This is a genomic window from Cobetia sp. UIB-001 (assembly GCF_044789135.1).
Lineage (GTDB): Bacteria > Pseudomonadota > Gammaproteobacteria > Pseudomonadales > Halomonadaceae > Cobetia > Cobetia amphilecti.
The window spans coordinates 1,062,259-1,088,013 of the sequence record NZ_CP058244.1 but is presented as its reverse complement, the minus strand read 5'-3'; the positions used below and the strand labels follow the sequence as shown (position 1 = coordinate 1,088,013).

The following is a 25,755-nucleotide window of genomic DNA, read 5'->3' as shown; positions in this document are numbered from 1 at the left end:
GCAATCACGCAACTACTGACGATGGCAGCGTCACATCGCTGGCGGCGTCCTTCTCATTGACGTCGAAGCGTCGTTGAAGTTCAGCGATTGGTGCCGCGCTGGACGCAACCATGCGTCGCCAACATCCGACAGGTGCCGATGCCAGCCCGATGCAGACTGACGACGCCACCTGCCGACTACGCAAGCCACTCCCCCTATCTGCCGAGAGAGTCGACTACCGCTATCACTTGAGCGCGTCATCACTTGAGCACATCATCATTTGAGCACGAAGGCTACAGCGCCTTGATCGCCATCGCGTCCATGCCGAGACGACGCATCAAGCGCGGCCGATAGAGTGCCTGGCGCTCAGGACGCGCGGCATGCCAGCGCACGGCCATCAGGCCCGCCGCCAACGAGAGCGCGAAGCCCAACGGCACCGCCAGGGTGCCAGCGCCCGCCAGCTGCTCGGCAACGACACCCCCCAGCATGCCGCTGACCAGCGGCAGGCCATACAGCAGGCCCGCACTGCGCAGAAACGCCGACTCATCGATGCCGATCACCACCCGCTCGCCCACCATCGGCAAGTCTTCGCCTGCCGGCACATGGATCAGCACGCGATGCGGCTTGCGACGCGAAAACTGGCTCAACAGGCCGCTGCCACAGCTACTGCGCGCATTGCAGGCACCACAGGTGGAGCGACGCTGGGTCTCGACCCAGACGCCTTCCTTGCCATGCCCCGTGACCTGCCCCTCTTCCTGCATCATCTTGCTGACTCCTGCAAAAACTCGCCGCGCACTGGCGACACATACGCGTAGAATAGCGTCATTCACGGCGGCACTTCACGCGCCTCAGGCCCGACAAGCGCCCACGATACCATCAACAGGAGCCCGCATGAGCGACGCACCCCCATCCACTTCCCGCCTGGACCCGTTGCACGGCGTCACCCTCAAGGCACTGCTGACCTGGCTGGTGGACCACTACGGCTTCGAGACCCTGGGCGAGCTGATTCCCATCAACTGCTTCCTCAGCGACCCGAGCATCAACTCGAGCCTCAAGTTTCTGCGCCGCACGCCCTGGGCGCGCGCCAAGGTCGAGGCACTCTACATCCAGACGGCAGATCGCTATCTGCATGACTGAGGCCGAGCGTGGCCACACCGGCAAGTGACGGCGCTGGCCGGATGCGACCAGGTCATGTGGGCGCAATCAGGACATACAGACAAGAAAAGAGGGGCAGCCATTGGCTGCCCCTCTTTTCTTGTCTGTCCATGCCGCTTTCATCTGCCTTGGCAGCGACGCCAGCGCAAGCCCGTCATCCAGCGAATGTTACTGGGCAACATCCTGCAGGCTGATCCACTCGCTGCGCTCCGGCACCGGGCCACGCGAGGAATGCTGGCTCAGGTAGGCCTCGAGCAGACGCCGCTGGGCGAGATCCGCCGCGGCGACATTGCTGGACGACATGCCGGCATCATAGCTGCCACTTTGCGGCGCCATGAACATCGGACGTGAGCTTGAGGGCGTCACGCCGACCTGCATCAAGCCGCTGTTGGCGCCGGGCTGTACCCACTGAGACGCCTCGGCGTTCACCGACGGCTGGCTGACCTGACGCACGGTGCCGCCCTGGATGGCTGAACCACCTTGGTTGACGGAAGAACCGCTGGCAAGCTCTGCACCGCTGTTCACGCCGCCGGGCACCCCATTGTCACCGCCATTGAAGACCTGCACGCCGGTGATCACCATCACCGCGACGCCTGCCGCGATGGCCGCGGAGCCGGCAAAGGAGAACAGGCTGCGGCGCTCGGTCACGGGCGGTGCGCTCGCGGGAGCCTCGCGGGAGATCAGCTCGACCTCGGCGCTGACTGCCGACGCGATATCCAGAGTGAAGGTGCTTTCACGCTCGCGATGCATGGCACTGCGCGCCAGGTGGTAGCGGCGCCAGGTGTCTGCAGCCTCAGGAGACTCATCGAGCCCCTTGAGGACACGACGCAGATCCAGCTCGTCACCCTCCGCATCCATCAGCGCGGACAGCGACTCCTTCACGGATTCGGTGGTCTTCAGATTCATGCGTAAATACCCTCACACTCGTCAGATTGAACGACGACTTCAATCTGCACTCCTGGCAACAAATGGCGTCATTCACCATGGCGGCTGATGGCCCGAGCGGGCCAACGGCAAACAGCGTTACTGCGCCGTGGAAGAGGGGCTTTCGTGCCCTGCCCCTCACCACTCAACTTTCCAGCGCTCATGCACGCAGTCGCTGAGCTACATGACTACTGAACAGTAAGAACACGCGCCGCACGGATTGTTCCGCCATTCGTTCAGAAAACATTCACTTTAGCTGCAAGATTTCGCCAAGCCACTGAGTTGATTGAATTTAACCAACAAAATTTTTGTGGCTCTTCTCTCACAGGGGCGACGCAGAACAGCGACGTCACTCGATGGCAGACACCGCCGAGGCGGGGCTGACCAGCCCCTGGATCGCCTTGTCGACCGCTTCACGTGCGCGGAAGATACGCGAACGCACCGTGCCCACCGGGCACTGCATCACCTCGGCGATATCCTCATAGGACAGGCCATCGAATTCGCGCAGCGTGATGGCGGTGCGCAGATCTTCGGGCAGCTTCTCGATGGCCTCGAAGACGACCTTCTCCAGCTCATCGCGCGCCATGGCGGCTTCCGGCGTCTCGATGTCCGACAGGCGACCGGATTGATCGACCACCTCGGCATCGCCGATATCCATGTCGGTGCCCGGCGGACGACGGCCCCGCGAGACCAGATGATTCTTGGCCGTATTGATGGCGATCCGGTACATCCAGGTATAGAAGGCGCTCTCGGCCCGGAAATTGGGCAACGCACGATAGGCCTTGATGAAGGCTTCCTGGGCGACATCCTGCACTTCTGAATGATCGTGTACGTAACGGCTGATCAGGCCGAGAATCTTGTGCTGATATTTCCTGACCAGCAGATCGAAGGCGCGGTTATCCCCTTTCTGGGCGCGCTCGACCAACTGCTGGTCCGTTTCATTGACACTCATTCACTCGCTCCCTCCGCGGGAGTGGAGGCACCGCTTGCGGACTCCACATCAGGAATCCCCGGGGCATCAGCACCTGACAGGAATTGCGACTCGCGCATGCGTTATCCGGCCCCTTTGATATTCGTTGTGATGGATGCGATGCCTGGCGCGGGGCGAAAAAGCGCCCGGCGGCCCGCTGACGCGACCAAAATCAACGCACAGTGTTCCTGTTTATCATTTGTACGGCAAGACGCCATGCCGTCAAAGCCTCAGGTTTTGCGTGTTCACTCCCGTCATGACAGCGTTTGGCGACGCTGACACGTCAAAGCGTAACGATTTCTTTACGATTTACGCTTATCTTGAGTCACACGAGCCTCAAGTCAGCGCCAGCCAGCTTGACAGTTGATTAAATTTGACCCAAGGGCGCTGACAAGCCGGCATGCAGCAGATACCATGGACATCATTCAGTACGCACAACACGGATGGCGGGCGCGAAGACGCCCGTCTGACTCTGCTAGCAGCCATGCAGACCGCACACCGCTCAGGACACTGTCATGTCAGAACAACACGTCAACAACCTCAACGTCCTGTCACAGGACGTGCTGATCACCCCCGAAGCGCTCAAGCAGGACATCCCGCTGACCGCCAAGGCCGAAGAGACCGTCATCGAAGGCCGTCGCACCATCCAGCGCATTCTGGACGGTGAAGACCCGCGCCTGCTGGTCGTGGTCGGCCCCTGCTCCATCCATGACCTGGACGCCGCCCGTGACTACGCACGCCGCCTGAAGGTACTGGCCGAGGAAGTGAAGGACAGCCTCTACATCGTGATGCGCGTCTACTTCGAGAAGCCGCGTACCACCGTCGGCTGGAAAGGCCTGATCAACGACCCGCACCTCAATGACACCTTCGAGATCGAGGAAGGCCTGCACATCGCGCGCGGCCTGCTGGTCGAACTGGCCGAGATGGGCCTGCCGCTGGCCACCGAAGCCCTCGACCCGATCTCCCCGCAGTACCTGCAGGACTGCATCAGCTGGTCCGCCATCGGCGCCCGCACCACCGAATCCCAGACCCACCGCGAGATGGCCTCTGGCCTGTCGTGCCCGGTCGGCTTCAAGAACGGCACCGACGGCTCGCTGGATGTCGCCGTCAACGCCCTGCAGTCCGTGTCCCACGGCCACAACTTCCTGGGCATCAACCAGGCCGGTCAGGTCGCGATCATCCGCACGCGTGGCAACGCCTATGGCCATGTCGTGCTGCGTGGCGGCAACGGCAAGCCGAACTACGACAGCGTCAGCGTCGCGCTGGCCGAGCAGGAACTGGCCAAGGCCGGCGTCACCGCCAACCTGATGGTCGACTGCTCCCACGCCAACTCCAACAAGGACCCGGGCCTGCAGCCGCTGGTGCTGGAGAACGTCACCCAGCAGATCCTCGAGGGCAATCGCTCCATCATGGGCCTGATGGTCGAGTCGCACATCAACTGGGGCGCGCAGAAGATCAATGCCGACCGCAGCAAGATGGAATACGGCGTTTCCATCACCGATGCCTGCATCGACTGGGCCACCACCGAAGACACCTTCAAGACCATGGATGCCAAGCTCAAGGATGCGCTGCGCGCTCGCCTCGAGCAGCCTGCCGAAGCCTGAGCCAGAAGCCACTGGCTTCAGAGCGGCAGCATTGGATGAATGAAAAAGCCCCGCCGATTGGCGGGGCTTTTTTTGTGGCCGCTGGGTCGACAGCTGACGGGCCAGCTCTGGCCGTTCAGCCCTGACCGTTCAGCCCTGCCCCATCAGTTCTGGCCCCTCACTTCTGCCCCATCAGTTCTGGCGCACACCATCGATCTCGCGCACGAAGGGCGGCAGTGCCTCGATCAACTGCTGACCGTAACGCTTGGTCAGGATGCGTCGATCCAGAATCGTGATACGCCCTTCATCGGCTTCCTTGCGGATCAGGCGCCCACAGGCCTGCACCAGCTTGATCGAGACATCCGGCACCGCGATACGCATGAACGGGTTGCCGCCCCGAGACTCGATCCACTCCGCCAGCGTCGCACCGACGGGGTCATCCGGCACCGCGAACGGCAGCCGCGTGATCACCACGTGGGTCAGATACTTGCCGGGCAAGTCGATGCCCTCGGCGAAGCTCGCCAGCCCGAAGATGATGCTGCCGCGCCCGCCATCCACCGCCTTGCGATGCTGACTGAGCAGCTCATGCTTGGGCAGACGACTCTGCGCCAGCACCCGCTTGCGGGTCTCGCTGTCCAGCGCCTTGTTGACCGCCGCCAGCTGCTTGCGCGAACTGAACAGCACCAGCACCGCCTCGCGCACATCCAGCGCATTGACGAAGTCGACGATCGCCTGCTCATGCGGGCCGGGCGGCGACGGCTCCACCGCCTCGCGCGGAATGGCCAGCACCGCCTTGCCATAATCGAACGGACTGGGCAGACGCTGATAGCGATAGCGATTGGCCAGGCCTGCGCGCTCCTGCAGGCGTTCGAAGCGATTGAGCGCGGTCAGGGTCGCCGACGTCAGCACCGCACCGAAACAGGCGCCCCACAGATGACGCGCCAGCGTTTCCGCGGCGGACACCGGACTTGCCGAGACGGTCATCTCCGGCTCGCCGTTGAAGCGCTCGAAGGTCAGCCAGCGCGCATGCGGCGGCCCATCGGCAGGATCGCTCAGGCCGATGGCCTCCCACAGCGCATGGGCCTCCAGCGCACGCCCGTGCAGCAGGGCCACCAGCGGCAGCCAGTCCTCGGCACTCTCCTTGGGCAGACCGGTGGCCTTCTCCGGGTCCAGGCTCTCACGCAGGATGTCGGCGATCTGCTCCAGCGCCCGCGACAGCTCCGCGAAGCCCTTGAGCAGGTTGTGGCCCAACTCCTTGAGCGCCTCCGGCGCCTGACCGCGCTCGAAGCGATGATTGGTGACGTCCTCGCCGGCCCCATTGGGCAGTTCCGCCAGCTGATGCCCCAGCCCGAACACCTCGCCCAGACGCGGTTCGATATCCGCCAGCAACTCGGGCATGCGCGCCAGCAGACGGCCGATGGTCGGCTGACTGCCCAGCGCCGCATTCAGCTCGGTGAGCGACTTCTTGAGGTTGCCCAGCCAGCGCAGCGTCTGATTGATCGGCGTGCGGTGATGGAAGTGATCCAGCGCCTTGTCGGGCAGATGGTGCGCCTCATCGAAGACGTAGATGCAGTCACTGGGCGATGGCAACACCAGCCCGCCGCCCAGCGAGAGATCCGCCAGCACCAGGTCATGGTTGGCGACGATGATGTCGGCCTGCTCCAGCTGACGACGGGCACGGAAGAAGGCACACGCCGAGAAGTGGCTGCAGCGGCGATTGGTGCACTGACGATGGTCCGTGGTCAGACGCGCCCAATCACGGTCCTCGACCTGCAGCGGCCAGCTGTCGCGGTCCCCTGCCCATTCGCCGCTGGCATAGTCCTCGGCCATCTTGCCGGCCAGCTCCACGAAGCTGCCGCCGTCGCTGGCGATCATGTCGCGCTCGAACAGCGCCATGGTCGGGTTGTCCTCGACACCCTCCAGCGCCTGATCCAGCTTCTGCACGCACAGGTAACGGCGACGGCCCTTGGCCAGCGCATAGTCGAAGCTCAGCCCCGAATGCTTCTTGAGCGCCGGCAGGTCCTGATGCATGACCTGCTCCTGCAGCGCGATGGTCGCGGTCGAGACCACCAGCCGCTTGCCGCGCGCCTTGGCCACCGGCAGCGCGGAGAGCAGATAGGCCAGCGTCTTGCCGGTGCCGGTACCGGCCTCCAGCACGCAGACATGCTCGTTGCCGAGGCGATAGCCTTCCGGATTCTGCTCGATGTTGCCCAGGGTGCGCGCGATCTCGGCGATCATCAGCCGCTGCCCATAGCGCGGCGTCAGTTCAAGACCCTCGAGCAACTTGCGATAGGCGCCCTGAATCTCGCCCTTGAGGCTATCTTCCAGCATTGCGTGTCTCTCTCCTCAACTGGCCATCCACCCCTGACCCACGACATCCGTTCAACAGCAACTGGCGACTGGCTGCTTGTCGTCAAACCTGCGGCTCATGGAGCGCAAGACGGCGAACAGCCTGAGCTGTCCGCCGTCTTTGCGTGCTACTGCCATCTACCTCGACTGCCCTGCGCGGCCGGTCACCTTTCTGTGACCGGCCGGAGGCAAGCGAGCGTTACAGCAGGCCCTGGGGCGGCTGCTGACGCGGCAGCGTTTCCTGCAGGTAGTCTTCGATTTCCGGCAGTGAGAAGACATCTTCCTCACCGACGAAGCTGATCAAGGTCACATCGCTGAAGCTTGCACGGTGAACGTAGTCTTCCGGCACTTCCGGCAGCGTGAAGTTGATCGCATGGGTCGCGTCCTCGAGTGCGAAACCACGTCCGGCGACATCGCTGACCACCAGCACCTTGAGCTTGCCGTTGCGGAAGGCCTCATGGGCTTCCAGGCGCTCGGTCTGGGTCTCGGCGCCGGACATCACCGCCGACTCGATGCCGGCTTCCTTGAGCGCGGCGTTGATCTTGCGCACCAGCCCACGGCTGTTGCCGAAGACCACGGAGCGCTCCATCTCGCCCTGCTTCACCAGATTGATCAACAGACGCAGCTTGTCATCATCGCTCACGGTGTAGGTCTGCACGGCGTCGTTGTCCGCCGCGATGGCAGCCGTCGCTTCGTGCTCGACCGCAACCTGAGTCGCCTCATGCGTCCACTGCTCGGCCAGCCCCAGCACGTCGGAAGACAGCTCGGCAGAGAACAGCAGCGTCTGGCGCTCTTCGGGACGCGGCGTGGCGCGGATGATGCGCTTGACGTCGGGGATGAAGCCCATCGACAGCATGCGGTCCGCTTCGTCGACCACCAGCACCTCGGTCTCGGAGAGATCGACATCGCGCTTGGTGTGGAAATCAAGCAGACGGCCTGGCGTGGCGACCAGCAGGTCGACCTTGCGCTCGAGGCGTTCACGCTGCTTCTGGTAGTCCATGCCACCCACCACGCAGGCCACCGAGATGCGCGCGAATTCGGAGAACGCCTTGGCGTCCTTCTCGATCTGCAGCGCAAGCTCACGGGTCGGCGCGATGATGACGGCACGCGGCGCGCCCGGCTTCTGGCCTTCCGGCGCCTTCTCTTCCAGGAAGTAGGCCAGGGTGGCGATCAGGAAGGCGGCGGTCTTGCCGCTGCCGGTCTGGGCACGACCGACTACGTCACCACCCAGCAGCGCCTTCTCGAAGGTCTGGGCCTGGATCGGGGTGCAGTATTCAAAGCCGGCCTTCTGGATGGCACGCATCAGCGGCAGCGGCAGATCGAAATCATGGAAGCGCCACTGACCGGCGACCGGCGCGACCGGGAACTGTTCGAGGTTCCACTTGGACTGGGAGCGACGCGGCTTGCGACGACGACGCTTGGGCTTTCTCGGCTTCTGGTTCGGGTCCTGCGGCTCTTGCTGAGTCTGCTCAGCGGCTGGCTGGGTCTGATCCGTCTCGCTCATGTAATCCGTTCTTTTCAAGGGTTCATATGCGACAGGCGCGGGTCGTTCTCGGAATCTCGCCGTGACAGGCCACACCCGGTTGGTTCGTCATGCCCAGTCGTCTCACCTGGTTCGCCTGACTCGCGCCTGATGCGCGGTAGTCTCGGGCTGCATGCGCCTTTACCGGATTGGGAGCCATCCCCTGCCCTTCTGCGGCAACACCCCCTGGGTGTGCGTCTCCGGGGCCACGCAGGCCTCGGGTGCAGAAGGACACGAATGCTCTCACCTGTTCTTGACGGATTCACGCATCCAGCGCTCCCCTGCCCGAATGTTCGGCAAGGGACTGGAGCGGACGTCTGCCATGAGGGTCTGCTCACGTGGCACCGGTCATGTCATCGCCGGGCTCACGCAACGGACAGGCTCATGGGTCGCCACAAGGACGGCCGATACTGCGTGTCGGTCGAAAGGGCTTCTTCATCGGGCGGGCATCAGGCTGCCGGGCGACCTTGGCCACGCCACGGGACAGTTCGCCGCCCGTCTGTCTATCTGTCTTGCTGTGTGGGCCGGGGCGGCGTACCTGCCAGGGTCATTCAGGTAACACTCATATATTGCATATTGCATATTGCATGTCGCTGGCACGGGCAATGGCAGCAAGACTGGCGCGTCCGGCAAGCCGTTGTCTCTGACATGCGTGAGGGGAAGCGCGCCCCGAGGGGCAGGCGACCCGCCATCGTGCATGAGACACAAGGCGCCGATTCAAGCGGCCAGTCACGCACCTCACCTGCGGGCAGCGACGATAACGCCGACATATTGTACCAGCCCGCCGGCGTCTTCGCGCCCCTGCATCATGACGCACTCGGCGCGCGACATCCTCGCGTGCACGACACGCGATGCTTCTCACCACGACGCCCCTCATGGCACCCGCCCCATGCAGGCTGGTAGAATGCACGACAACTGATGCGGTTGCCCGCGTGCCGCGGCCTTGCCGTGCGACTCAAGGCTGGCGACTGCCGACACCGAACAGGAAAGCCCGAAGATGACACGTAGAAAGAAGAGCCGCTCCATCGCCGACAAGGTGCAGATTCGTACCGGCCGCCGCAAGGACTTCAAGAAGTGGCGCGCCGAGAACCCGGACCAGGTGCATTCCGGGCCGCGTTACGTGGCCAAGAAGAAGGACCAGCGCAAGTCCCAGGCTGCCGCCAAGCTGGAACGCATGAACGCCGCGCCGCTGTTGCCGCTGCACCCTGATGCGCCGGCCAAGGAAGACAGCTCCTCCAAGGATGATGGTGGAGGCGAAGCGTGATGCGTCTGATTTCCTTCAACATCAACGGCATCCGTGCGCGTCCGCATCAGCTGGAAGCGCTGATCGAGACGCATCAGCCGGAAGTCATTGGCCTGCAGGAAACCAAGGTGCAGGACAGTGAATTCCCCCACGCGCACATCGAGGCGCTGGGCTATCACGTGGTGTGGCACGGCCAGAAGGGCCACTACGGCGTCGCGATGCTGACCCGTCAAGTGCCGAAGAAGGTGCACTACGGCATGCCGGATGACGACGAGGATGCCCAGAAGCGCATGATCGGCGTCGAGATCGACGGCCCGAACGGCGAGCCGCTGATCGTCTACAACGGCTACTTCCCCCAGGGCGAGAATATCGAGCACCCGGTGAAGTTCCCCTACAAGACGCGCTTCTATCAGCAGCTGTTCCGCCTGCTGGAAGAAGACCACCAGCCCGAGCAGCATGTGGTGGTGATGGGCGACTACAACATCTCGGCCACCGACCGCGACATCGGCATCGGCGAGCCCAACCGCAAGCGCTGGCTGCGCGAAGGCAAGACCAGCTTCCAGCCCATCGAGCGCGAGTGGATGGAGCGCCTCTACGCCTGGGGCCTGACCGACAGCTTCCGCCACGTGCACCCGGAAGTCGATGACCAGTTCAGCTGGTTCGACTACCGCTCGCGCGGCTTCGAGCGTGAGCCCAGGCGCGGTCTGCGCATCGACCTGATCATGACCAGCCCCGGCCTGACTCCGCTGATCAAGGATTCCGGTGTCGACTACGCGCTGCGCGGCATGGAAAAGCCGTCGGATCACGCCCCGGTATGGACCGATATCGGCTGATACGCTGAGCAACGCCAGCGCGAACACGATCGCCAGACACACAAACGCCGCCTTTCCCGTCTCAGGACGATCAGGAAAGGCGGCGTTTGCGTTGCAGTGATGCTCAGACAGCGCTGGATCGTAAGCGTCTCACGTCATCAGCGCTGCGCGACGGATTTCAACCAGGCATCGGCCCCTTCGGCGCCACGCGCCTGAGCCTTCTTGAAGGCTTCACGCGCAGGGTCGAACTGCTCCAGCTGACTGGCGACCACGCCGGAGAGCAGCCAATGACGCGCCGAGTCATCGCCACGCTCACCGGCCGCGGCCAGCGCCTGCTGCGCCGTTTCCCAGCGGCCCCAATCATAGGCAAGCTCGGCATACTGCCGGGCATCCTCGAGTGACTGGCTCTGCTGCGAGACGGCTGCCCACGCCTTGAGCGCATGCTCGACATCGCGTGCCGCCGTCCAGGCCTGTGCCAGCTGGCGACGCAGCGCCGGGGTATCGTCAAGCAGCGGCTTCCCCTCGGGTGTCGCGGATTTCGAGAGCCCCGCCTCGATCAGCTCCGCCGCCCGCGCCGGCGCACCGGCCGCCAGCTGCAGGTCGACTCGCTGCTGGTAGGCGTCACTGCCACTGACGATCCCCGCCGCCCACGCCGCTTCCCAGGTGCTGGCGGCGCGGGTGTTCTGATTGAGGCGCTGATAGAGCGCCACGGCACGCTGCCAGTCCTGTGGGTCACGTGACTCGCCCAGTCCCTGCTCGACCAGCGCCACCGCCGCGCCATGGCGGCCGGTCTGCTGATAGACGCTGACGGCCAGCTTCAGGCGATCGCCGCTCGGCGCACTCGCCTTGCTGGCACGCTCCAGCCAGTCCTCGGCGCGCGCCCAGTCACCTCGATTGGCCTCCAGGCTGACCGCTAGCCACAGGTCATCGGCACTCGCCGAGCCGCCGTGCAGATATTCCGCCAGACGAGCGATACCGCTATCGCGCTCACCGGCGCGCAGGCGCAGCATCGCTTCACGACGCAGCCACTCGCGAGCCTGGGAGGCATTGACGCCCGGCAGGCGACGCGCCTCGGCATACAGACGTGCCGCCTGGGCCTGATCGCCCTGACGCGCTCGCGCACTGGCCGCCAATGACAGATACAGTGCACGTACCTCGCCACGCTGGCGCTTGGCCTCACGTTCGGCGCGCTCCCCGACCGCGTCATAATCGCCTTCATCCAGCCGTGACTGCAGCGTGCGCAACTGCCCCGCCACTTCGGCGGAGACGCGCGTCGCCGCATGGGCCGCACTGATGCCACCGACTTCCATCATCAGCATCAGGCAGGTCGAGACCAGCGTCACGCGGGTGAGTCGGCGCCCGCCGCGGGTCAGCAGCTGGCGCGCCCGCGCCATCAGGCCTCGCGATCGCTCAGCGCTGTCGGCGTCCTGCGGCGGTGTGGATTTCGCTACCATGAGTCTTTCCTCTTGCGTTCATCCGCTGCCATGACCCGGCGCATTGCCGATAAGTCCACGGCATCAGAGATGACGACATATGACACACATCAGACACCCGATGAAAGCCCGCGCCATGGGGTCATGGGTTGCCTCAACGCAACTGGAACTCGAGCCGCTGGCGCGCCTGGCGCGCATTGCCCGCGGCCGGGAATTCCCAGCGCGCGATCGCCTTCATCGCCGCCCGGTCAAACACGCCCGACGGCTCGGCACGCACCACCCGCAGCGAGCCGCCATCGACATTGCCGTCCGGACGAATCACGAAGGCCACCTCGACGAAGCCCTCGATGCCGCGGCGACGCGCACGACTCGGATATTCGGGAGCAGTGCGCACGGTGGGCCGCGGTGAACCACCCTGCGCCGCCGGGGCCGCCTTGGGCTTGGACGGCTTCGCCGCGGCCTGTGATGACGCATCAGACGCCGACTGCGCAGATGAAGCGGCCTCGGCCTGCCTGGCGACCGCCTTGGGTTCCGGCTTGGCCTTGGGTGCCGGTTTCGGCGTCGGTTTCGGCTTCGGGGTCGGTTTGGGCGGACGCTCGACTTCCAGCGGCGGCAGGCTGTCATCCATGGTCAGCTCTGGCGTCGGCGGCAATGGTGTCTTGACCTCGGGAATCGCCACCGGGCTTGTCGCCTTGGGTGCCGGCATCGGCGCTGCCTTGGGTGGCGGCGGTGGCTCGGCCGGCGGCGTGGGCAGACTTTCACTCGCCGCCGGCGCGGGCACCGGTGCCTCTTCAGGCGCCTGAACGGTGGAGACCGACAGCGGCTCCGGTGGCGGCGTGTCGTTCACCGGCGGCGCGACCAGCAAGGCCAGCGCATAGAACAGCACCAGCGCCAGCAAGGCACCACCGACAAGCCCAACGAGTCGATTGGCATACAGGCGTCGCATCATGTCATTCGCCCTTCGAGGCGGCGACCGCGATGTCCTGCACACCCGCGTTGCGCAGCGCATCCATCGTCTCGACCAGCAGACCGGTCTGTGAGCGACTGTCGGCCTGGATCACCACCGGCTGACCATCGGCAAGATCGGCCACGGCGTCGCCGACGCGATGGGCATCCACCGGCTTGCCGTCGACCCACACCGCGCCTTCGGCGGTGATGGCGACCATGACCGCCGCGTCAGGGCGCGCCGTGGCGTTGGAGGCTTCCGGACGCTGGATCTCGACCCCGGATTCCTTGACGAAGCTGGTGGTGACGATGAAGAAGATCAGCATGATGAAGACGACATCCAGCATCGGCGTCAGATTGATCTCGCCGCTGTCTTCCGCGGCCTCCATGCGACGTCTACGCATGTGGTGTCTCGCTTGTATCAGAGGAGGAATCAAAGCCGTTCGCAGCGGACATGCCGGAACGTGCATCGTCGACGGCGCGCGCCAGACGGTCATGCAGGCGCTGGTCTTCACGACGCACCACGCGCTCGAAACGCGTGACGAACATCAGGCCCACCACCGCGACCGCCATGCCGGCCAGCGTCGGCAGCGTGGCGCGTGCCACACCATCGGCCATGGCACGCGCCTGGCCGGTGCCTGCGATCGCCAACGAATCGAAGACATGGATCATGCCGGTCACGGTGCCCAACAGGCCTGCCAGCGGACAGATCAGCACCAGCAGCTTGAGCCACGGCAGCGGCGCGCGCAGGCGTGACAGCAGCTCACGGGTCAGCACTTCGCGATGGGTGAGCGCCGACCAGCTGTGGTGCTCGCTGCGCGCTACCCAGTCGCGAATCAACTGCTGACGTGCCGGACGATGCACGAGCCGCCAGTAGAGGCCGCGTTCCAGCGCCAGCCCGAACAGCACCATGGCGATCAGGCAGATCACCACGATCAGCGGGCCACCGCTTTCCACCAGCCGCATCACTGGCGCGAAGCCACCGCTCAGCAAGGAAGAGGCGGCCAACGAATCAGGCATGCTCGGTATCCCGCTGACGCGCCGCCGCGCTGGCAGCCTTGCTCGGAGCGCGCTTCTCGAGGTGGTCGGCCAGACGTGCACTGGCGCGGCCCTCGAGGCGGCCCATCAGGCCCTTGGACAGACTGGAAAGTCCGGTCTGGGCGAACAGCAGCGGCACGGCGGTCACCAGACCCAGCACGGTGGTCACCAGCGCCTGGGAGATACCGCCGGCCATCAATTTGGGATCGCCGGTCCCGAAGACGGTGATCGACTGGAAGGTGCCGATCATGCCGGTCACGGTGCCCAACAGCCCCAGCAGCGGCGCGATGGCAGCCAGCAGCTTGACCAGCGCCTGGCCACGCTCGAGCCTGGGCTGCTCGGCCAGCAATGCCTCGTCGAGACGGGCTTCGAGCGCTTCCGGCTCGTGATCATGGCGCATGCCTTCAAAGCGATGCAGCACACGGCCCAGCGGGTTGTCGTCACTGAGCTGGCTCAGGTCGGCTTCCTGACGCTTGACCGCCCGGCGGGTCAGCGACAGACGTACCAGCTGGATCAGCGCGATGATCAGGCCCAGCACGCCCAGACCGACGATGACATAACCGACGGCACCGCCCTGCTTGAGGCGCTCGCCGAGACGCGGCGCCCGCGCCAGTGCCTGGGTGACATCGCCACCGGTGGGGTCGAAGCTCAGACGATCACTGTCGCCGGCATCGAAGGCCGCCAGCTGCTTGCGAATGCGCAGCGGCGTGGTACCCGCAAGGCCGAGGGTGTCCAGCGCCGAGGGGCCATCCACGGCCTTGTCTTCCGACAGCGGCGCCAGCAGGTGGCGACCACTGAATGCCATCTGCTCGCCGACGCGCACGATCTCACGCGGCTTGATGCTGCCATCAGGCCCGGCCAGCGGTGCCTGGAAGCGCAGTGCGCGACCGCTTTCGGTGGCGATGCTGCGGATGTCCGCGGTCAGGGCGGCGAGTCGCTCGCGGCCCGGCACCTCATCGCGCGGCCCCAGGTCCGGCAGACGTGCCTGGCCGCCGACCAGCAGCCAGTTGCCCGCCAGGGCTTCACGCGTCTCGCGGGCATGCTTGCGCGCCACCTCGAACACCTGACCGAGATCGCCCTGCTGGGCCTGACGCTCTTCGTCCAGACCGCTGAGGGTCGCCTGTTGTTCCTGCGCCTCGGCCTCGAGGGTCGCGCGCGTCTCGCGCAGGCTGTCACGCCGCGCCTCGGCCTCGCTGACCGCCGCTTGCAGTGCCTCGCGATCCGACAAGAGGGTGTCGAGACGCGCCTGGTCGCGGCCTTCGGCCTGACTGGCGGCCTGTTCGAACTGCTCGACGCTCAATGACTGCTCGGCACTGCCGGTCGCCGCCAGCACGGCGGGAGATGACAACGTCAGCAGCCCCAGGGTGCCGGCCGTCAGCAACAGGCGTGACAGAGACGCGCATGGCGCTTGTGAATTCGTCGCCATCAGCTGGACTCCTGCGCGGTACGGGTAGTGGTGGTACGTGTGCTGGTGACTGCCGCGGCAGCCTGATCGGCGCTCTCGAGCGCGGACTGCGACAAGCGCCCCTTCGGAGCCAGCTCGACGTCCTCGACCGGCACCGACAGCGGCAGGGTCACCAGTGACGGTGCCTGCTGATCTCGCGCCATGCTGATGCCCTTGCGCAGCGCTTCCAGGCCGCTGTCATCCAGTACCTGCCAGCTGCCATTTCTGGCCTGCCAGGCGCCACCATGCTGACCATCCAGCGTCAGGTAATAGAGGCCGACGCGGCCGACTCGCAGATACTGCACCTCGGTGTCTTCCCCACCGACCAGCCCAGCACGCCAGGTATCGAAGCCCTGACCGTAGCTCAGCTCCTGCTGCCAGGCGTTGAGCAGCTGATCGAGGCGCTCGTCATTGCTCAGGCTGGCATTGGAGAGGTTGTCACGCAGACGCTGGACGCGCGCGAGGCGCTCGTCCTTGAGAAACGGCAGATCCTGCTCGATGAAGTCCGCCAGCTCCTCGACCTGCTGACGCAGCAGGCCCGGCAGCGACTCGCGCGTGGCCTCGAGATTCTCCAGCGCCGTGCGCTGGCGCTCGATACGCGCCGCCCGGTCAGCATTCAGCGGCGTCAGTTCCGCGGTATAGCTTTCCAGACGCGCGGCTTCCTGACGCGCTTCACGCAGGCGCACCAGCAACGCACGCGTCTCGTCATCGGCGGCGTCGATGCGCGCCTGCAGCTCACGCTGGGTTTCCTGATGAGTGGCGGCACTGTCACGCAGTGTCTCGGCATGCGCCGGCAATGCGGTGGCTGTCAGCGGTGCAAGCAGCACCAGCGCCGGGAGCAGGCCGCCAAGGGCTCGCACGCACGGGAAGGGGAAAGAAGTCGAACGCCGCACGGACATCTCCTGAAGAACTAGGCTTGGTTGCATCCTCGGTCGCCTGCCAGGCCGCTAGTGGCTTCCGAGTGGAAATGCAAATCACTGGCATGGACGGTATTACAAACAAGAACAATTATCAATTGATCTTGCCTCGCTCTGCCCCATCAGCAGGCCCTGAAACCTGCAATGCAGCGTTGCACTTTTCTCCTGACGCTCTCTCCCCTGCCCTCGCCCCTACCCTTGCCCGCAGACACAAAAAAACGCGACCCGCCGAAGCGGGTCGCGTTGGTTGGCCAGGCCACCTTACGGTGTCTCGGCCTCAGCCTTGCGGGGCGTTGCTCAGAGCTTGCCTTCGAGCTCCGGCAGCACCTCGAACAGATCCCCGACCAGGCCGTAATCCGCGACCTGGAAGATCGGCGCTTCGTCGTCCTTGTTGATCGCGACGATGACCTTGGAGTCCTTCATGCCCGCCAGGTGCTGGATCGCCCCGGAGATGCCGACGGCGATGTAGAGATCCGGCGCGACGATCTTGCCGGTCTGGCCGACCTGCATGTCGTTGGGCACGAAGCCGGCGTCGACGGCAGCGCGTGAGGCACCGATGGCGGCGCCCAGCTTGTCGGCGATACCGTTGAGCAGCGCGAAGTTCTCACCGTTGCCCATGCCGCGGCCACCGGAGATCACCACCTTGGCGGAGCCCAGCTCAGGGCGCTCGCTTTCGGCCAGGGTTTCCTCGACGAAGCTCGAGACACCGGTATCCTCGACCACATCCACGGCCTCGATGGCCGCCTGTCCGTCGAGCGCGACCGGATCGAAGCCGGTGGCACGCACGGTGATGACCTTGAGCACATCGTCGCTCTTGACGGTGGCGATGGCGTTGCCGGCGTAGATCGGGCGCTGGAAGGTATCGGCGCTCTCGACGGCGATGATCTCGGAGATCTGCGCCACGTCCTTCAGCGCCGCGACACGCGGCATGAAGTTCTTGGCGGTGGTAGAGGCGCTGGACAGCACGTGGCTGTAGTCATCGGCCAACGCCACGACCAGTGCCGACAGGTTCTCGGCCAGCTGATGGGCGTAGACGGCATTGTCGGCGACACGCACACGCGCGATACCGGCAAGCCTGGCGGCCTGCTCGGCGACGGCGCCTACGCCCTCACCGGCGACCAGCACGTCGATATCGCCACCGATGGCGGTTGCGGCTGCCACGACACTCGCGGTGCTGCTGGTCAGCTGGCCATCATGATGATCGGCAATGACGAGAATGCTCATGAGATCACCTTTGCTTCGTTCTTGAGTTTGTCCACCAGCTCATCGACGGAGCCGACCTTGATGCCGCCCTGACGCTCGGCCGGCGGCGTGACCTTGACCAGCGACACCTTGGAGGCCGTGGAGACACCCAGCTCTTCCGGCGTCTTGACGTCCAGCGGCTTCTTCTTGGCCTTCATGATGTCCGGCAGCTTGGCGTAGCGCGGCTCGTTGAGGCGCAGGTCAGTGGTGACCACCGCCGGCAGGCTCAGCTTGACGGTCTGCAGACCACCATCGATCTCGCGGGTGACGTTGACACTCTCGCCATCGACCGCCACTTCGGAAGCGAAGGTACCCTGCCCCATGCCGGTGAGTGCCGCCAGCATCTGACCGGTCTGGTTGTTGTCGGCATCGATGGACTGCTTGCCGAGAATCACCAGCCCGGGCTGTTCTTCCTCGACCACCCTGGCCAGCAGCTTGGCCACGGCCAGCGAGTCGACGGCGTCATCGGTCATCACCTGCACGGCGCGATCGGCACCCAGCGCCAGCGCGGTACGCAGCTGTTCCTGGGCGGCCTTCGGGCCGATGGTGACGGCCACGACTTCGGTCGCCACACCCTTTTCCTTCAGGCGCACCGCTTCTTCCACGGCGATCTCGCAGAAGGGGTTCATGGCCATCTTGACGTTGGTCAGATCGACGTCAGACTGGTCAGCCTTGACGCGAATCTTGACGTTGTAATCGATGACGCGTTTCACCGCGACGAGTACTTTCATGGTGTCCTCGCTGATTTCTCATGGAGTACCAGTGACCGTGAGGCCGCCAGCGCTCGATTCATGCAAGCGTTTGATAGGTGAATATCTTCCACAGATGACCGTGATGACAAGTGTCTCGCCACGATATCCGCTGGCACCCGACGGATGAAGTCAGCCAGACCGGCGTGGTTTTCACTGTCCGGGCGCCGCCATTCTCATGCGGGCATCTTGCGCAGAATTGGTTGCCGGGGTCAAACCTGACAATCACTCTCAACACGCCCGAGCGTGAAACCCATCGGGCGATTTCCTGCAACGCCCCCGGTGGCTATTACGTCAGACCCAAGCATAATAAACAAACGGTCGTTTTAAATGCTACTGTTGCGGCATGCTATGCGGCTGCTTCGCGCCAGCGCCCTGTGTCGAGCGGCCGATCGTCCGTGCAGGACATGGCGTACCAGCGTGAGTCGCACCCCTATTTTCACTCCGACGAGTCGTGCCCTGACGCATGCCACGCCGGAGGTCCACTGTCCAGCGAACGGCCATGGTCGTTCGTGACACGCCCGCCCCGCCGGATCCGCGGGGCCCTGACGGCGCAAAGATTGAGGAGACGGGTCATGGAACGCGAATTCATGGATTTCGACGTGGTCATCGTCGGTGCCGGCCCTTCCGGCCTGGCGGCGGCCTGCCGACTGATGCAGCAGGCCAATGCGGCCGAGAAGGAGCTGACGGTCTGCGTGGTCGAGAAAGGTTCTGAAGTCGGCGCGCACATCCTGTCCGGCGCCGTGCTCGAACCGCGTGCACTGACCGAGCTGTTCCCCGACTGGGCCGAGCGCGGCGCACCGCTCAAGACGGCCGTCACCCGTGACGAGGTCGTGCTGCTCAAGGATGACCAGAAAGCGCAGGTCATCCCCAATGCACTGGTCCCCAGGACCATGCACAACGACGGCAACTACATCATCAGCGCCGGCAACCTGACGCGCTGGCTGGGCGAGCAGGCCGAGGAGCTGGGCGTCGAGATCTTCCCGGGCTTCGCCGCCCAGGAAGTGCTGCATGGCGAGGATGGCACGGTGCGCGGCATCGTGGTCGGTGACATGGGCGTGGCCGCCGATGGCAGCGAGAAGGACGGCCACATGCCGGGCATGGAGCTGCGCGGCAAGTACACCCTGTTCGCCGAGGGCTGCCGTGGCCACCTGGGCAAGCAGCTGATCTCGCGCTTCTCGCTCGACAGCGAAGCGGACGCCCAGCACTACGGCATCGGCTTGAAGGAGCTGTGGGATGTGCCCGCCGAACAGCACCAGCCGGGGCTGGTGGTGCATGGCAGCGGCTGGCCGCTCAAGGGCAACGCCGAAGGCGGCTTCTTCCTCTATCACACCGATGACCAGCAGGTGGTGGTGGGCCTGATCGTCGATCTCGCCTACGACAATCCGTACCTGTCGCCCTTCGATGAATTCCAGCGCATGAAGCAGCACCCGACCCTGGCCCGCCATCTCGAGGGCGGCAAGCGGGTCTCCTACGGGGCGCGCGCCATCGCCAAGGGCGGCCTCAACTGCCTGCCCAAGATGAGCTTCCCGGGCGGTCTGCTGATCGGCTGTGACGCCGGCACCCTCAACTTCGCCAAGATCAAGGGTCTGCACACCGCGATGAAGTCCGGCATGCTGGCGGCGGAAAGCGTGTTCGACGCCATCAAGGGCGGTGACGACGGCGGTGAAGACCTGGTCGACTTCGGCAAGCGCTTCAAGGACAGCTGGGCCTATGAGGAACTGGACGCCTCGCGCAGCTTCGGCCCGGCCATGCACAAGTACGGCACCTTCCTCGGCGGCGCCTACAACTTCCTCGACCAGCTGACGGGCGGCCGCCTGCCGACCCTGCATGACACCACGCCGGATTACGCGCGCATGCGCCCGGCGGCTGAATGCACGAAGATCGAGTACCCCAAGCCGGACGGCAAGCTGTCCTTCGACAAGCTGTCCTCGGTGTTCCTCTCCAACACCAATCACGAGGAAGACCAGCCGTGCCACCTGCGCCTGTCCGACCCGGAACTGCCGGTGCGTGACAACCTGCCGCGCTACGCCGAGCCCGCCCAGCGCTACTGCCCGGCCGGTGTCTACGAGATCGTCGAGGAGGCCGGTGAGCCGCAGTTCCAGATCAACTTCCAGAACTGCGTGCACTGCAAGACCTGTGACATCAAGGACCCGGCGCAGAACATCACCTGGGTCGCGCCGGAAGGCGGCGGTGGCCCCAACTACCCCAACATGTAAGCCCCTGCTGCCCCAACATGTAAGCCCCTGCTGCCCGCCAGCTGACAACGCCGCCGCGGCCCTGCCGTGGCGGCGTTGTCGTGTCTGCCCCCTCTTCTTCCCTCAACATCGCGCGTGCGGACACCTTGCGCCCCGTAAGTGCTTCTTGTTTTATTCCAAAACAATCTCAAAGCGATTGTTGATATAACAGCTTCCCGGTAGCACATTAGCCTCCCTCGAATTCAGACTCACGCCATCGCTTCGGAGCCACCATGTCCGTCACACGCCAGATACTGCTCGCCCTGGGGCTGGGCATTCTCAGCGGCCTTGCCCTGAACGCCGGGGCAGGCGCTCTGCCCGAGGGCAGCGTCGCTTGGCTCGACAGCCACCTGCTGACACCGGTGGGCCAGATCTTCCTGCGCCTGCTGCAATTCGTGGTGGTGCCGATGGTGTTCGGCGCCCTGATCATGAGCCTGACCAACCGCGAAGGCGGCGCCGACGTCGGTCGCCATGCCGGCCGCCTGCTGGGCAGTTACGTGGTCACCAGCGCCGTGGCACTGACACTGGGCATGCTGGTCGCGCATTGGCTGACGCCGGGCAGCGGCGCCGAGAGCCTGGTGGATTCAGCACCTGAAGGTCGCAACGCCGACAGCATCGCCCAGTGGCTGGTGGGCCTGGTGCCCAACAACCCCTTCACCGCCCTGGGCGGCGGCGGCCTGCTGCAGGTCATCTTCGCGGCCGCCCTGATCGGGCTGGCGATGCGCGCCCTGCCAAAGGAAAGCGCGCCGCTGCATCGCGTGATCGAGAGCGGTTACACCGTCAGCCTCAAGGTGCTGTCCTTCGTGCTCAAGCTGGCGCCGGTGGGGGTCTTCGCGTTGATCACCTCGGTGATCGCCACCCAGGGGCTGGACCTGCTGATGCGCCTGGGCATGTACGTGATCGGCCTGATCATCGCGCTGGCGCTGATGGCACTGCTCTATCTGGTGCTGCTGGCCGTCACCGGTGCCCGCCCGCTGGCCTTCGTGCGCCACTTCGGCCAGAGCCTGGGCTTCGCCTTCGGTACCGCAAGCTCCGGTGCGACCCTGCCGCTGGCGCTGGGCAATGCCCGCGACTACGGCATGAATGAATCCCTGGCCAGCTTCGCGCTGCCCTTCGGCACGGCGCTCAAGCGTGACGGCGCCGCCGTGCTGCAGGGCTTCAATGCGCTGTTCGTGGCCCAGCTGTTCGGCATCGATGTCACCACCTCGCTGGTGATCACCGTGTTCACCACCGGCCTGCTGGTCAGCTTCTCGACGGCTGGCGTGCCGGGTGCGGGGCTGGTCGCGATGACCACCGTGCTGGGCGCGGCAGGGCTGCCGCTGGAAGGCGTGGCCGTGGTCGCCGGGGTGGACCGCTTCACCGATGGCCTGCGCACCGCCCTCAACGTGATGGGCAACTGCGCCAACGCCGCCTTGCTGGAACGCTTCGATTCGCGCAAGCCCGCTGCTGAGCCCAAGTCGCAAGCGTAAGCACGCACGCAAAGAGTCAGGTAAAGCGCCCCACAAATGACAACGCCCGCCAGAGAAACCTCTGGCGGGCGTTGTCATTTGTGGAGCCGTCATCGCACTGGCGCGTGCGGCTACTTCTCGCTGGCCTCTCCGGTGGCGACCGGGCGCTCGGGATCACTGATCCAGTCACTCCAGGAGCCGGCATACAGGCGCGGCAGCGGCAGCCCCGCGATCGCGAAGGCCAGGATGTTCTGGCAGGCACTGATACCGGAACCGCAATAGGCGATCACCTCACCCTGCGCCGGCAACAGGCTGCGCAGCTCACGCATCAGGCCCATGCGGTCCTTGAAGCGGCCATTGGCTTCCAGATTGCTGGGGGTCGGCCGGCAGAATGCGCCGGGGATATGGCCTGCCACCGGATCGACCGGCTCCTGCTCACCGCGAAAACGCGCCTCGCCGCGGGCATCCAGCAAGCTGTCATCCGTGGCGGCCACCTCCTGGGCGCTGACCAGCAGGCTGTCATCAAAGCTCGGCTGCCAGTCGCTGGGTGTGGGGCTCACCGGCTGAGCAGGCGCACGCTTGAGCTCGCCCATGGCCTGATTCCAGGCCTGGATGCCGCCATCCAGCACGCGCACATCCGGATGCCCGGCCCAGGTCAGCATCCACCACAACCGCGCCGCCGCCATCTGCCCGCCCATGTCGTCATAGACCACCACCTGCTGCTCGGGCGTGATGCCGAGGCGGCGGAACAGCTCGGCCGTCGCCTGATGTGACGGCAGAGGATGCCGCCCGCCCACGCCGTCCTCACGCACGGCGGCCGACAGATCGCGGTCCATATCGACATGGATGGCACCCGGCAGATGGCCTTCACGCCACAGACGCTCGCCGGCTTCCCCATCGTCGAGACGCGCACGGCAATCCAGCACCACGGGGGACTTGAGGCCCGCCATCGCCAGCTGGGTCACCAGCTGGCTGGCATCGATCAGGGGCGCCTGGCGCTGGTCCGGTACCAGCAGCGATGAGGCGGAGACGGAGGCTGCCGCCAATGCGGCAGGATCGGGATACTGAGCCATGGGAACTCCTTTTCGGGCAGACGAAGATGCGCTGCAGGCATGATGGTGCTCGGCGCAAGGCTTGGCAATCGCGCTGCCTTGTCGCCCGAGCCTCAAGCCCATTGTTACAAGGGTCACAAGGGACACAAGGGTCACAAGGCGGTCAGCGGGGCACGCGTGGCGATCAGGCGGCGCTTGTTGCCATCGGCGAAGCGCACCTCGATCAGCGGATTGGCCTCATTGCCGGAGACCTCTTCGATCACCCCCTCACCGAAGCTCTCGTGACGCAAGCGCTGACCGACCTCCCAATCACCGACGCGTCGCAGCACCGCCGGCTCGCCGCGTGGAGTGCGATTGCCCTGTCGAGCGCCGCGAGCATAGGTGCCGCCCGAGCTGGACTGGCCTTGCGCAGCCGACTTGCTGGCCGGCTTGCCCGAGGACTTGGCGACCTTCTTCGGCAGCGCTTCCAGCGTCGGCGGCGTGATGCCGTGACGTGCCAGAGGCAGCCGCGCCAGATAGGCCTCGCCAAGCGCCGGCGCTGCCACACGCAGGCGCTCGTCGCTTCCGTCCGCTGACTCACGGGCGGCCTCATCGCCGTCCTCGGCCTGCAGACGGGCGAGCTTGGCGCGCTTGCCGGCACCGTGAATCCAGTCGCCGAGGCGGGTGCAGTCCTCCACGCACAGCTCCGCGAGGAAGCGGCTTGGCGTATGCGTGCCGCCGTCACGCCACAGGTGCAGCTGCTCGCGGGCACGCGTCACGCCGACGTAGCACAGCCGACGCTCCTCCTCGAGGCGCTCCGGCGACAGCGGATTGTCACGCGAGTAGGCCGGGAAGTCTTCCTCGTTCATGCCCCACAGCCCCACCAGCGGCCACTCCAGCCCCTTGGCCCCGTGCACCGTGGTGATCAGAACGCCGTCGGCGGCGTCCTCGACCGGATTGCGCAGCAGATTGATGAAGGCGTCGGGGTCATTGGCCAGCTCCCCTGCCTGCTCGATCAGTACATCCAGCAGGCGCACATCCTCCTCGCCCTTGTCACGCCGGGCCGCGGCGCGGCGCAGCACCTTGTCAGCCTCCAGCTCATCGACCACATGGCGCAGCAGCCTCGCGGGCGCCCAATCGCCCAGCGAGGGCAGATCGCACAACAGCTTCCAGCGCTTGTGCAGGTTGCGGCGTTGCAGCGGCTTGAGCCCCTCGAGGATAGGGTCTTCCTTGCGTGGCCAGCGCTGGCTGTCGGCCAGCTGCTGACACAGGCGCTCAAGGCGTTCGCGCGCGACGAAGGCGGTGGGCTGAGTGAACAGCAGCAGCAGGTGCGCCGGGTCGCGCAGACGCGTGGCATCACGCGCCAGCTCCAGATAGCCCGCCAGCGCCTGCACCAGCGGCAGACGGAACACGAAGCGATCCCCCTGCCCCAACCGGAAGGGAATGCCGGCCTTGAGCAGCTGCAACTGCACCGGCACCGACAGCGCCCAGCTGCGCACCAGCACGGCGGCCTCGGCGCCACTGCGTCCCGACTCTCGCCAGGCCATGAGCGCCGCGACCAGACTGGCGGCACCCTGGCCTTCGAACAAGCGCGTCGCCGGCGTGCCGGGCGCAGCCAGACACAGCTGGTCCGGACGGCGCGCATTGGCGGCGATGGCGTGATTGGCCGCCAGCGCCAGACGATGACCGTGGCGGAAGGTGTAGCTGAGCGGGAAATCCAGCGGCGCGGCAAAGCTCTCGGCAAAGCGCGTCAGCATGTAGTCAGGCCGCGCGCCACGCCACTCGTAGATACACTGGTTGGCATCCCCCACGGCCATGACTTCTGCCATGGCGCCGGAGGCTGCGGGCGACGCTTCGCCGGGCGAGGCAGCTTGATCGGGCGAGGCCTCGCCGGATGGCGCACCCGCCAGCAGTGCCAGCATGCGCTGCTGCGCCTCATTGATGTCCTGATACTCATCGATGATGACGTGCTGCAGATGCCCCTGGATGCGCGCGCGGGTCTCGGGCTCCTTCTCCAGCTGGCGCAGCGGCCGGTAGAGCAGATCGGCATAGGTCATCTGACCGTACTGCTCGAGCAGCTGCTCAAGCTGAGCGAAGGACTCGACGAAGTGGCCGGTGTGCTCGCCGAGATTCATGCGCTCATACAGCAGCGTCGGCTCGCACATCTCGGCCTTGACCAGATCACAGAACTGGGCGAGCGCTTCGAGGCGCTCGCCTTCCAGCGCTGCCTCACGATCGGCGCGATCGGCATCGCCCAGCGCACGTTGGGCGGCCTGCTTGAGCAGACGTTCCAACGCCCAGTCCTGCTGGATGAGTTCACGCGGCTCGAGGCTGCCCCAGCGCACCAGGGTGGTGGTCAGGCGATGGCCGATGGAGTGGAAGGTGCGGATGTCGGGCAGCCGAGTGCCCGGCGGGGCCGACTGCGCCAGCTTGGCGACGAAGTCCTCACGCGCCGAGCGGTTGAACATCAGCACCAGAATCCGCTGAGCCGCAATGCCTTCCGCCAGCAGGCTCAGCACCCGCGCCACCAGCGTGGTGGTCTTGCCCGAGCCCGCCACCGCCGCTACCCGCGCATGCCTCCCACGATGCGCCACCACGGCGCGCTGCTGATCCGTCAGCCGTTGCGTCAGCTGATCGACGGCCAGCGCCAGTGGCGATGCTGCAACGTCTGGCCCGGAGGCTGCGGTGCTGTCGGGCTCGATGGGAGGAAGTGGTGACGACATGAAGACCTGCA

The 25,755-nt window shown here is 65.4% G+C and carries 21 protein-coding genes; 6 read left to right on the top strand and 15 right to left on the bottom strand.

What is annotated here, in order from left to right:
- Positions 1–272: 272 nt before the first annotated feature.
- Positions 273–743, bottom strand: coding sequence for a SoxR reducing system RseC family protein (locus HA399_RS04630; protein WP_404326214.1), 471 nt, complete (start codon positions 741–743; stop codon positions 273–275).
- Positions 744–870: 127 nt separating this feature from the next.
- Between HA399_RS04630 and HA399_RS04625 the strand changes: the two genes are divergently transcribed.
- Positions 871–1,116, top strand: a complete 246-nt coding sequence (locus HA399_RS04625; RefSeq protein ID WP_043331871.1) for a VF530 family DNA-binding protein — start codon at positions 871–873, stop codon at positions 1,114–1,116.
- A 186-nt stretch (positions 1,117–1,302) separates the two neighbouring features.
- Here HA399_RS04625 and HA399_RS04620 read toward each other — a convergent pair whose 3' ends face one another.
- Both HA399_RS04620 and rpoE read right to left on the bottom strand, forming a co-directional pair.
- Positions 1,303–2,040, bottom strand: coding sequence for a sigma-E factor negative regulatory protein (locus HA399_RS04620; RefSeq protein ID WP_404326213.1), 738 nt, complete (start codon positions 2,038–2,040; stop codon positions 1,303–1,305).
- Between the two features lie 367 nt (positions 2,041–2,407).
- Positions 2,408–3,010 (bottom strand): RNA polymerase sigma factor RpoE, encoded by a 603-nt coding sequence (rpoE, locus tag HA399_RS04615; RefSeq protein ID WP_404326212.1) that lies wholly within the window; start codon positions 3,008–3,010, stop codon positions 2,408–2,410.
- 533 nt (positions 3,011–3,543) lie between these two features.
- On the opposite strand from rpoE, the gene HA399_RS04610 reads away from it, so the two are divergent.
- On the top strand, positions 3,544–4,632 hold the full coding sequence (locus tag HA399_RS04610; protein WP_043331875.1) for a 3-deoxy-7-phosphoheptulonate synthase: 1,089 nt from the start codon (positions 3,544–3,546) through the stop codon (positions 4,630–4,632).
- 171 nt (positions 4,633–4,803) lie between these two features.
- Here the strand turns inward: HA399_RS04610 and dinG are convergent, their stop codons facing one another.
- Both dinG and HA399_RS04600 read right to left on the bottom strand, forming a co-directional pair.
- Complete coding sequence (dinG, locus tag HA399_RS04605) at positions 4,804–6,942, bottom strand: ATP-dependent DNA helicase DinG (RefSeq protein WP_404326211.1); 2,139 nt, start codon at positions 6,940–6,942, stop codon at positions 4,804–4,806.
- Positions 6,943–7,159: 217 nt separating this feature from the next.
- Positions 7,160–8,464, bottom strand: coding sequence for a DEAD/DEAH box helicase (locus HA399_RS04600; protein WP_248379281.1), 1,305 nt, complete (start codon positions 8,462–8,464; stop codon positions 7,160–7,162).
- A gap of 1,015 nt (positions 8,465–9,479) precedes the next feature.
- On the opposite strand from HA399_RS04600, the gene HA399_RS04595 reads away from it, so the two are divergent.
- Together HA399_RS04595 and xthA are read left to right on the top strand one after the other, a co-directional pair.
- A complete protein-coding gene (locus tag HA399_RS04595) occupies positions 9,480–9,746 on the top strand; it encodes a hypothetical protein (protein WP_043331879.1) in 267 nt (88 codons plus the stop codon).
- Positions 9,746–10,558 carry an exodeoxyribonuclease III gene (gene xthA, locus HA399_RS04590; RefSeq protein WP_054554994.1) on the top strand — a complete coding sequence of 271 codons (813 nt, stop codon included), beginning with the start codon at positions 9,746–9,748 and terminating at the stop codon, positions 10,556–10,558. Before HA399_RS04595 ends, xthA begins: the two co-directional genes overlap by 1 nt.
- A gap of 137 nt (positions 10,559–10,695) precedes the next feature.
- Here the strand turns inward: xthA and HA399_RS04585 are convergent, their stop codons facing one another.
- The 8 genes from HA399_RS04585 to HA399_RS04550 form a co-directional block, all read right to left on the bottom strand.
- Positions 10,696–11,991, bottom strand: a complete 1,296-nt coding sequence (locus HA399_RS04585; RefSeq protein WP_404326210.1) for a hypothetical protein — start codon at positions 11,989–11,991, stop codon at positions 10,696–10,698.
- Positions 11,992–12,124: 133 nt separating this feature from the next.
- Positions 12,125–12,919: a TonB family protein gene (locus HA399_RS04580; protein WP_404326209.1), complete on the bottom strand. Its 795-nt coding sequence runs from the start codon at positions 12,917–12,919 to the stop codon at positions 12,125–12,127.
- Position 12,920: 1 nt separating this feature from the next.
- Positions 12,921–13,319: a biopolymer transporter ExbD gene (locus tag HA399_RS04575; protein ID WP_043331884.1), complete on the bottom strand. Its 399-nt coding sequence runs from the start codon at positions 13,317–13,319 to the stop codon at positions 12,921–12,923.
- A complete protein-coding gene (locus HA399_RS04570; protein ID WP_084589252.1) occupies positions 13,312–13,935 on the bottom strand; it encodes a MotA/TolQ/ExbB proton channel family protein in 624 nt (207 codons plus the stop codon). Before HA399_RS04570 ends, HA399_RS04575 begins: the two co-directional genes overlap by 8 nt.
- On the bottom strand, positions 13,928–15,379 hold the full coding sequence (locus tag HA399_RS04565) for a MotA/TolQ/ExbB proton channel family protein (RefSeq protein ID WP_248379285.1): 1,452 nt from the start codon (positions 15,377–15,379) through the stop codon (positions 13,928–13,930). Before HA399_RS04565 ends, HA399_RS04570 begins: the two co-directional genes overlap by 8 nt.
- Positions 15,379–16,290 carry a DUF3450 domain-containing protein gene (locus HA399_RS04560; RefSeq protein WP_235506905.1) on the bottom strand — a complete coding sequence of 304 codons (912 nt, stop codon included), beginning with the start codon at positions 16,288–16,290 and terminating at the stop codon, positions 15,379–15,381. Before HA399_RS04560 ends, HA399_RS04565 begins: the two co-directional genes overlap by 1 nt.
- A gap of 321 nt (positions 16,291–16,611) precedes the next feature.
- Positions 16,612–17,538: an electron transfer flavoprotein subunit alpha/FixB family protein gene (locus HA399_RS04555; RefSeq protein WP_404326207.1), complete on the bottom strand. Its 927-nt coding sequence runs from the start codon at positions 17,536–17,538 to the stop codon at positions 16,612–16,614.
- The gene (locus HA399_RS04550) at positions 17,535–18,287 is read right to left on the bottom strand and encodes an electron transfer flavoprotein subunit beta/FixA family protein (RefSeq protein ID WP_404326205.1); all 753 of its coding nucleotides are present in this window, start codon (positions 18,285–18,287) and stop codon (positions 17,535–17,537) included. Before HA399_RS04550 ends, HA399_RS04555 begins: the two co-directional genes overlap by 4 nt.
- A 593-nt stretch (positions 18,288–18,880) precedes the next feature.
- Here HA399_RS04550 and HA399_RS04545 point away from each other — a divergent pair.
- Complete coding sequence (locus tag HA399_RS04545) at positions 18,881–20,524, top strand: electron transfer flavoprotein-ubiquinone oxidoreductase (RefSeq protein WP_404326204.1); 1,644 nt, start codon at positions 18,881–18,883, stop codon at positions 20,522–20,524.
- 251 nt (positions 20,525–20,775) lie between these two features.
- A complete protein-coding gene (locus HA399_RS04540; protein WP_404326203.1) occupies positions 20,776–22,011 on the top strand; it encodes a dicarboxylate/amino acid:cation symporter in 1,236 nt (411 codons plus the stop codon).
- Between the two features lie 110 nt (positions 22,012–22,121).
- Here HA399_RS04540 and HA399_RS04535 read toward each other — a convergent pair whose 3' ends face one another.
- Both HA399_RS04535 and HA399_RS04530 read right to left on the bottom strand, forming a co-directional pair.
- Positions 22,122–23,063: a sulfurtransferase gene (locus HA399_RS04535; protein WP_404326202.1), complete on the bottom strand. Its 942-nt coding sequence runs from the start codon at positions 23,061–23,063 to the stop codon at positions 22,122–22,124.
- A gap of 131 nt (positions 23,064–23,194) precedes the next feature.
- A complete protein-coding gene (locus HA399_RS04530) occupies positions 23,195–25,744 on the bottom strand; it encodes an ATP-dependent helicase (RefSeq protein WP_404326201.1) in 2,550 nt (849 codons plus the stop codon).
- Between the last annotated feature and the right edge of the window lie 11 nt (positions 25,745–25,755).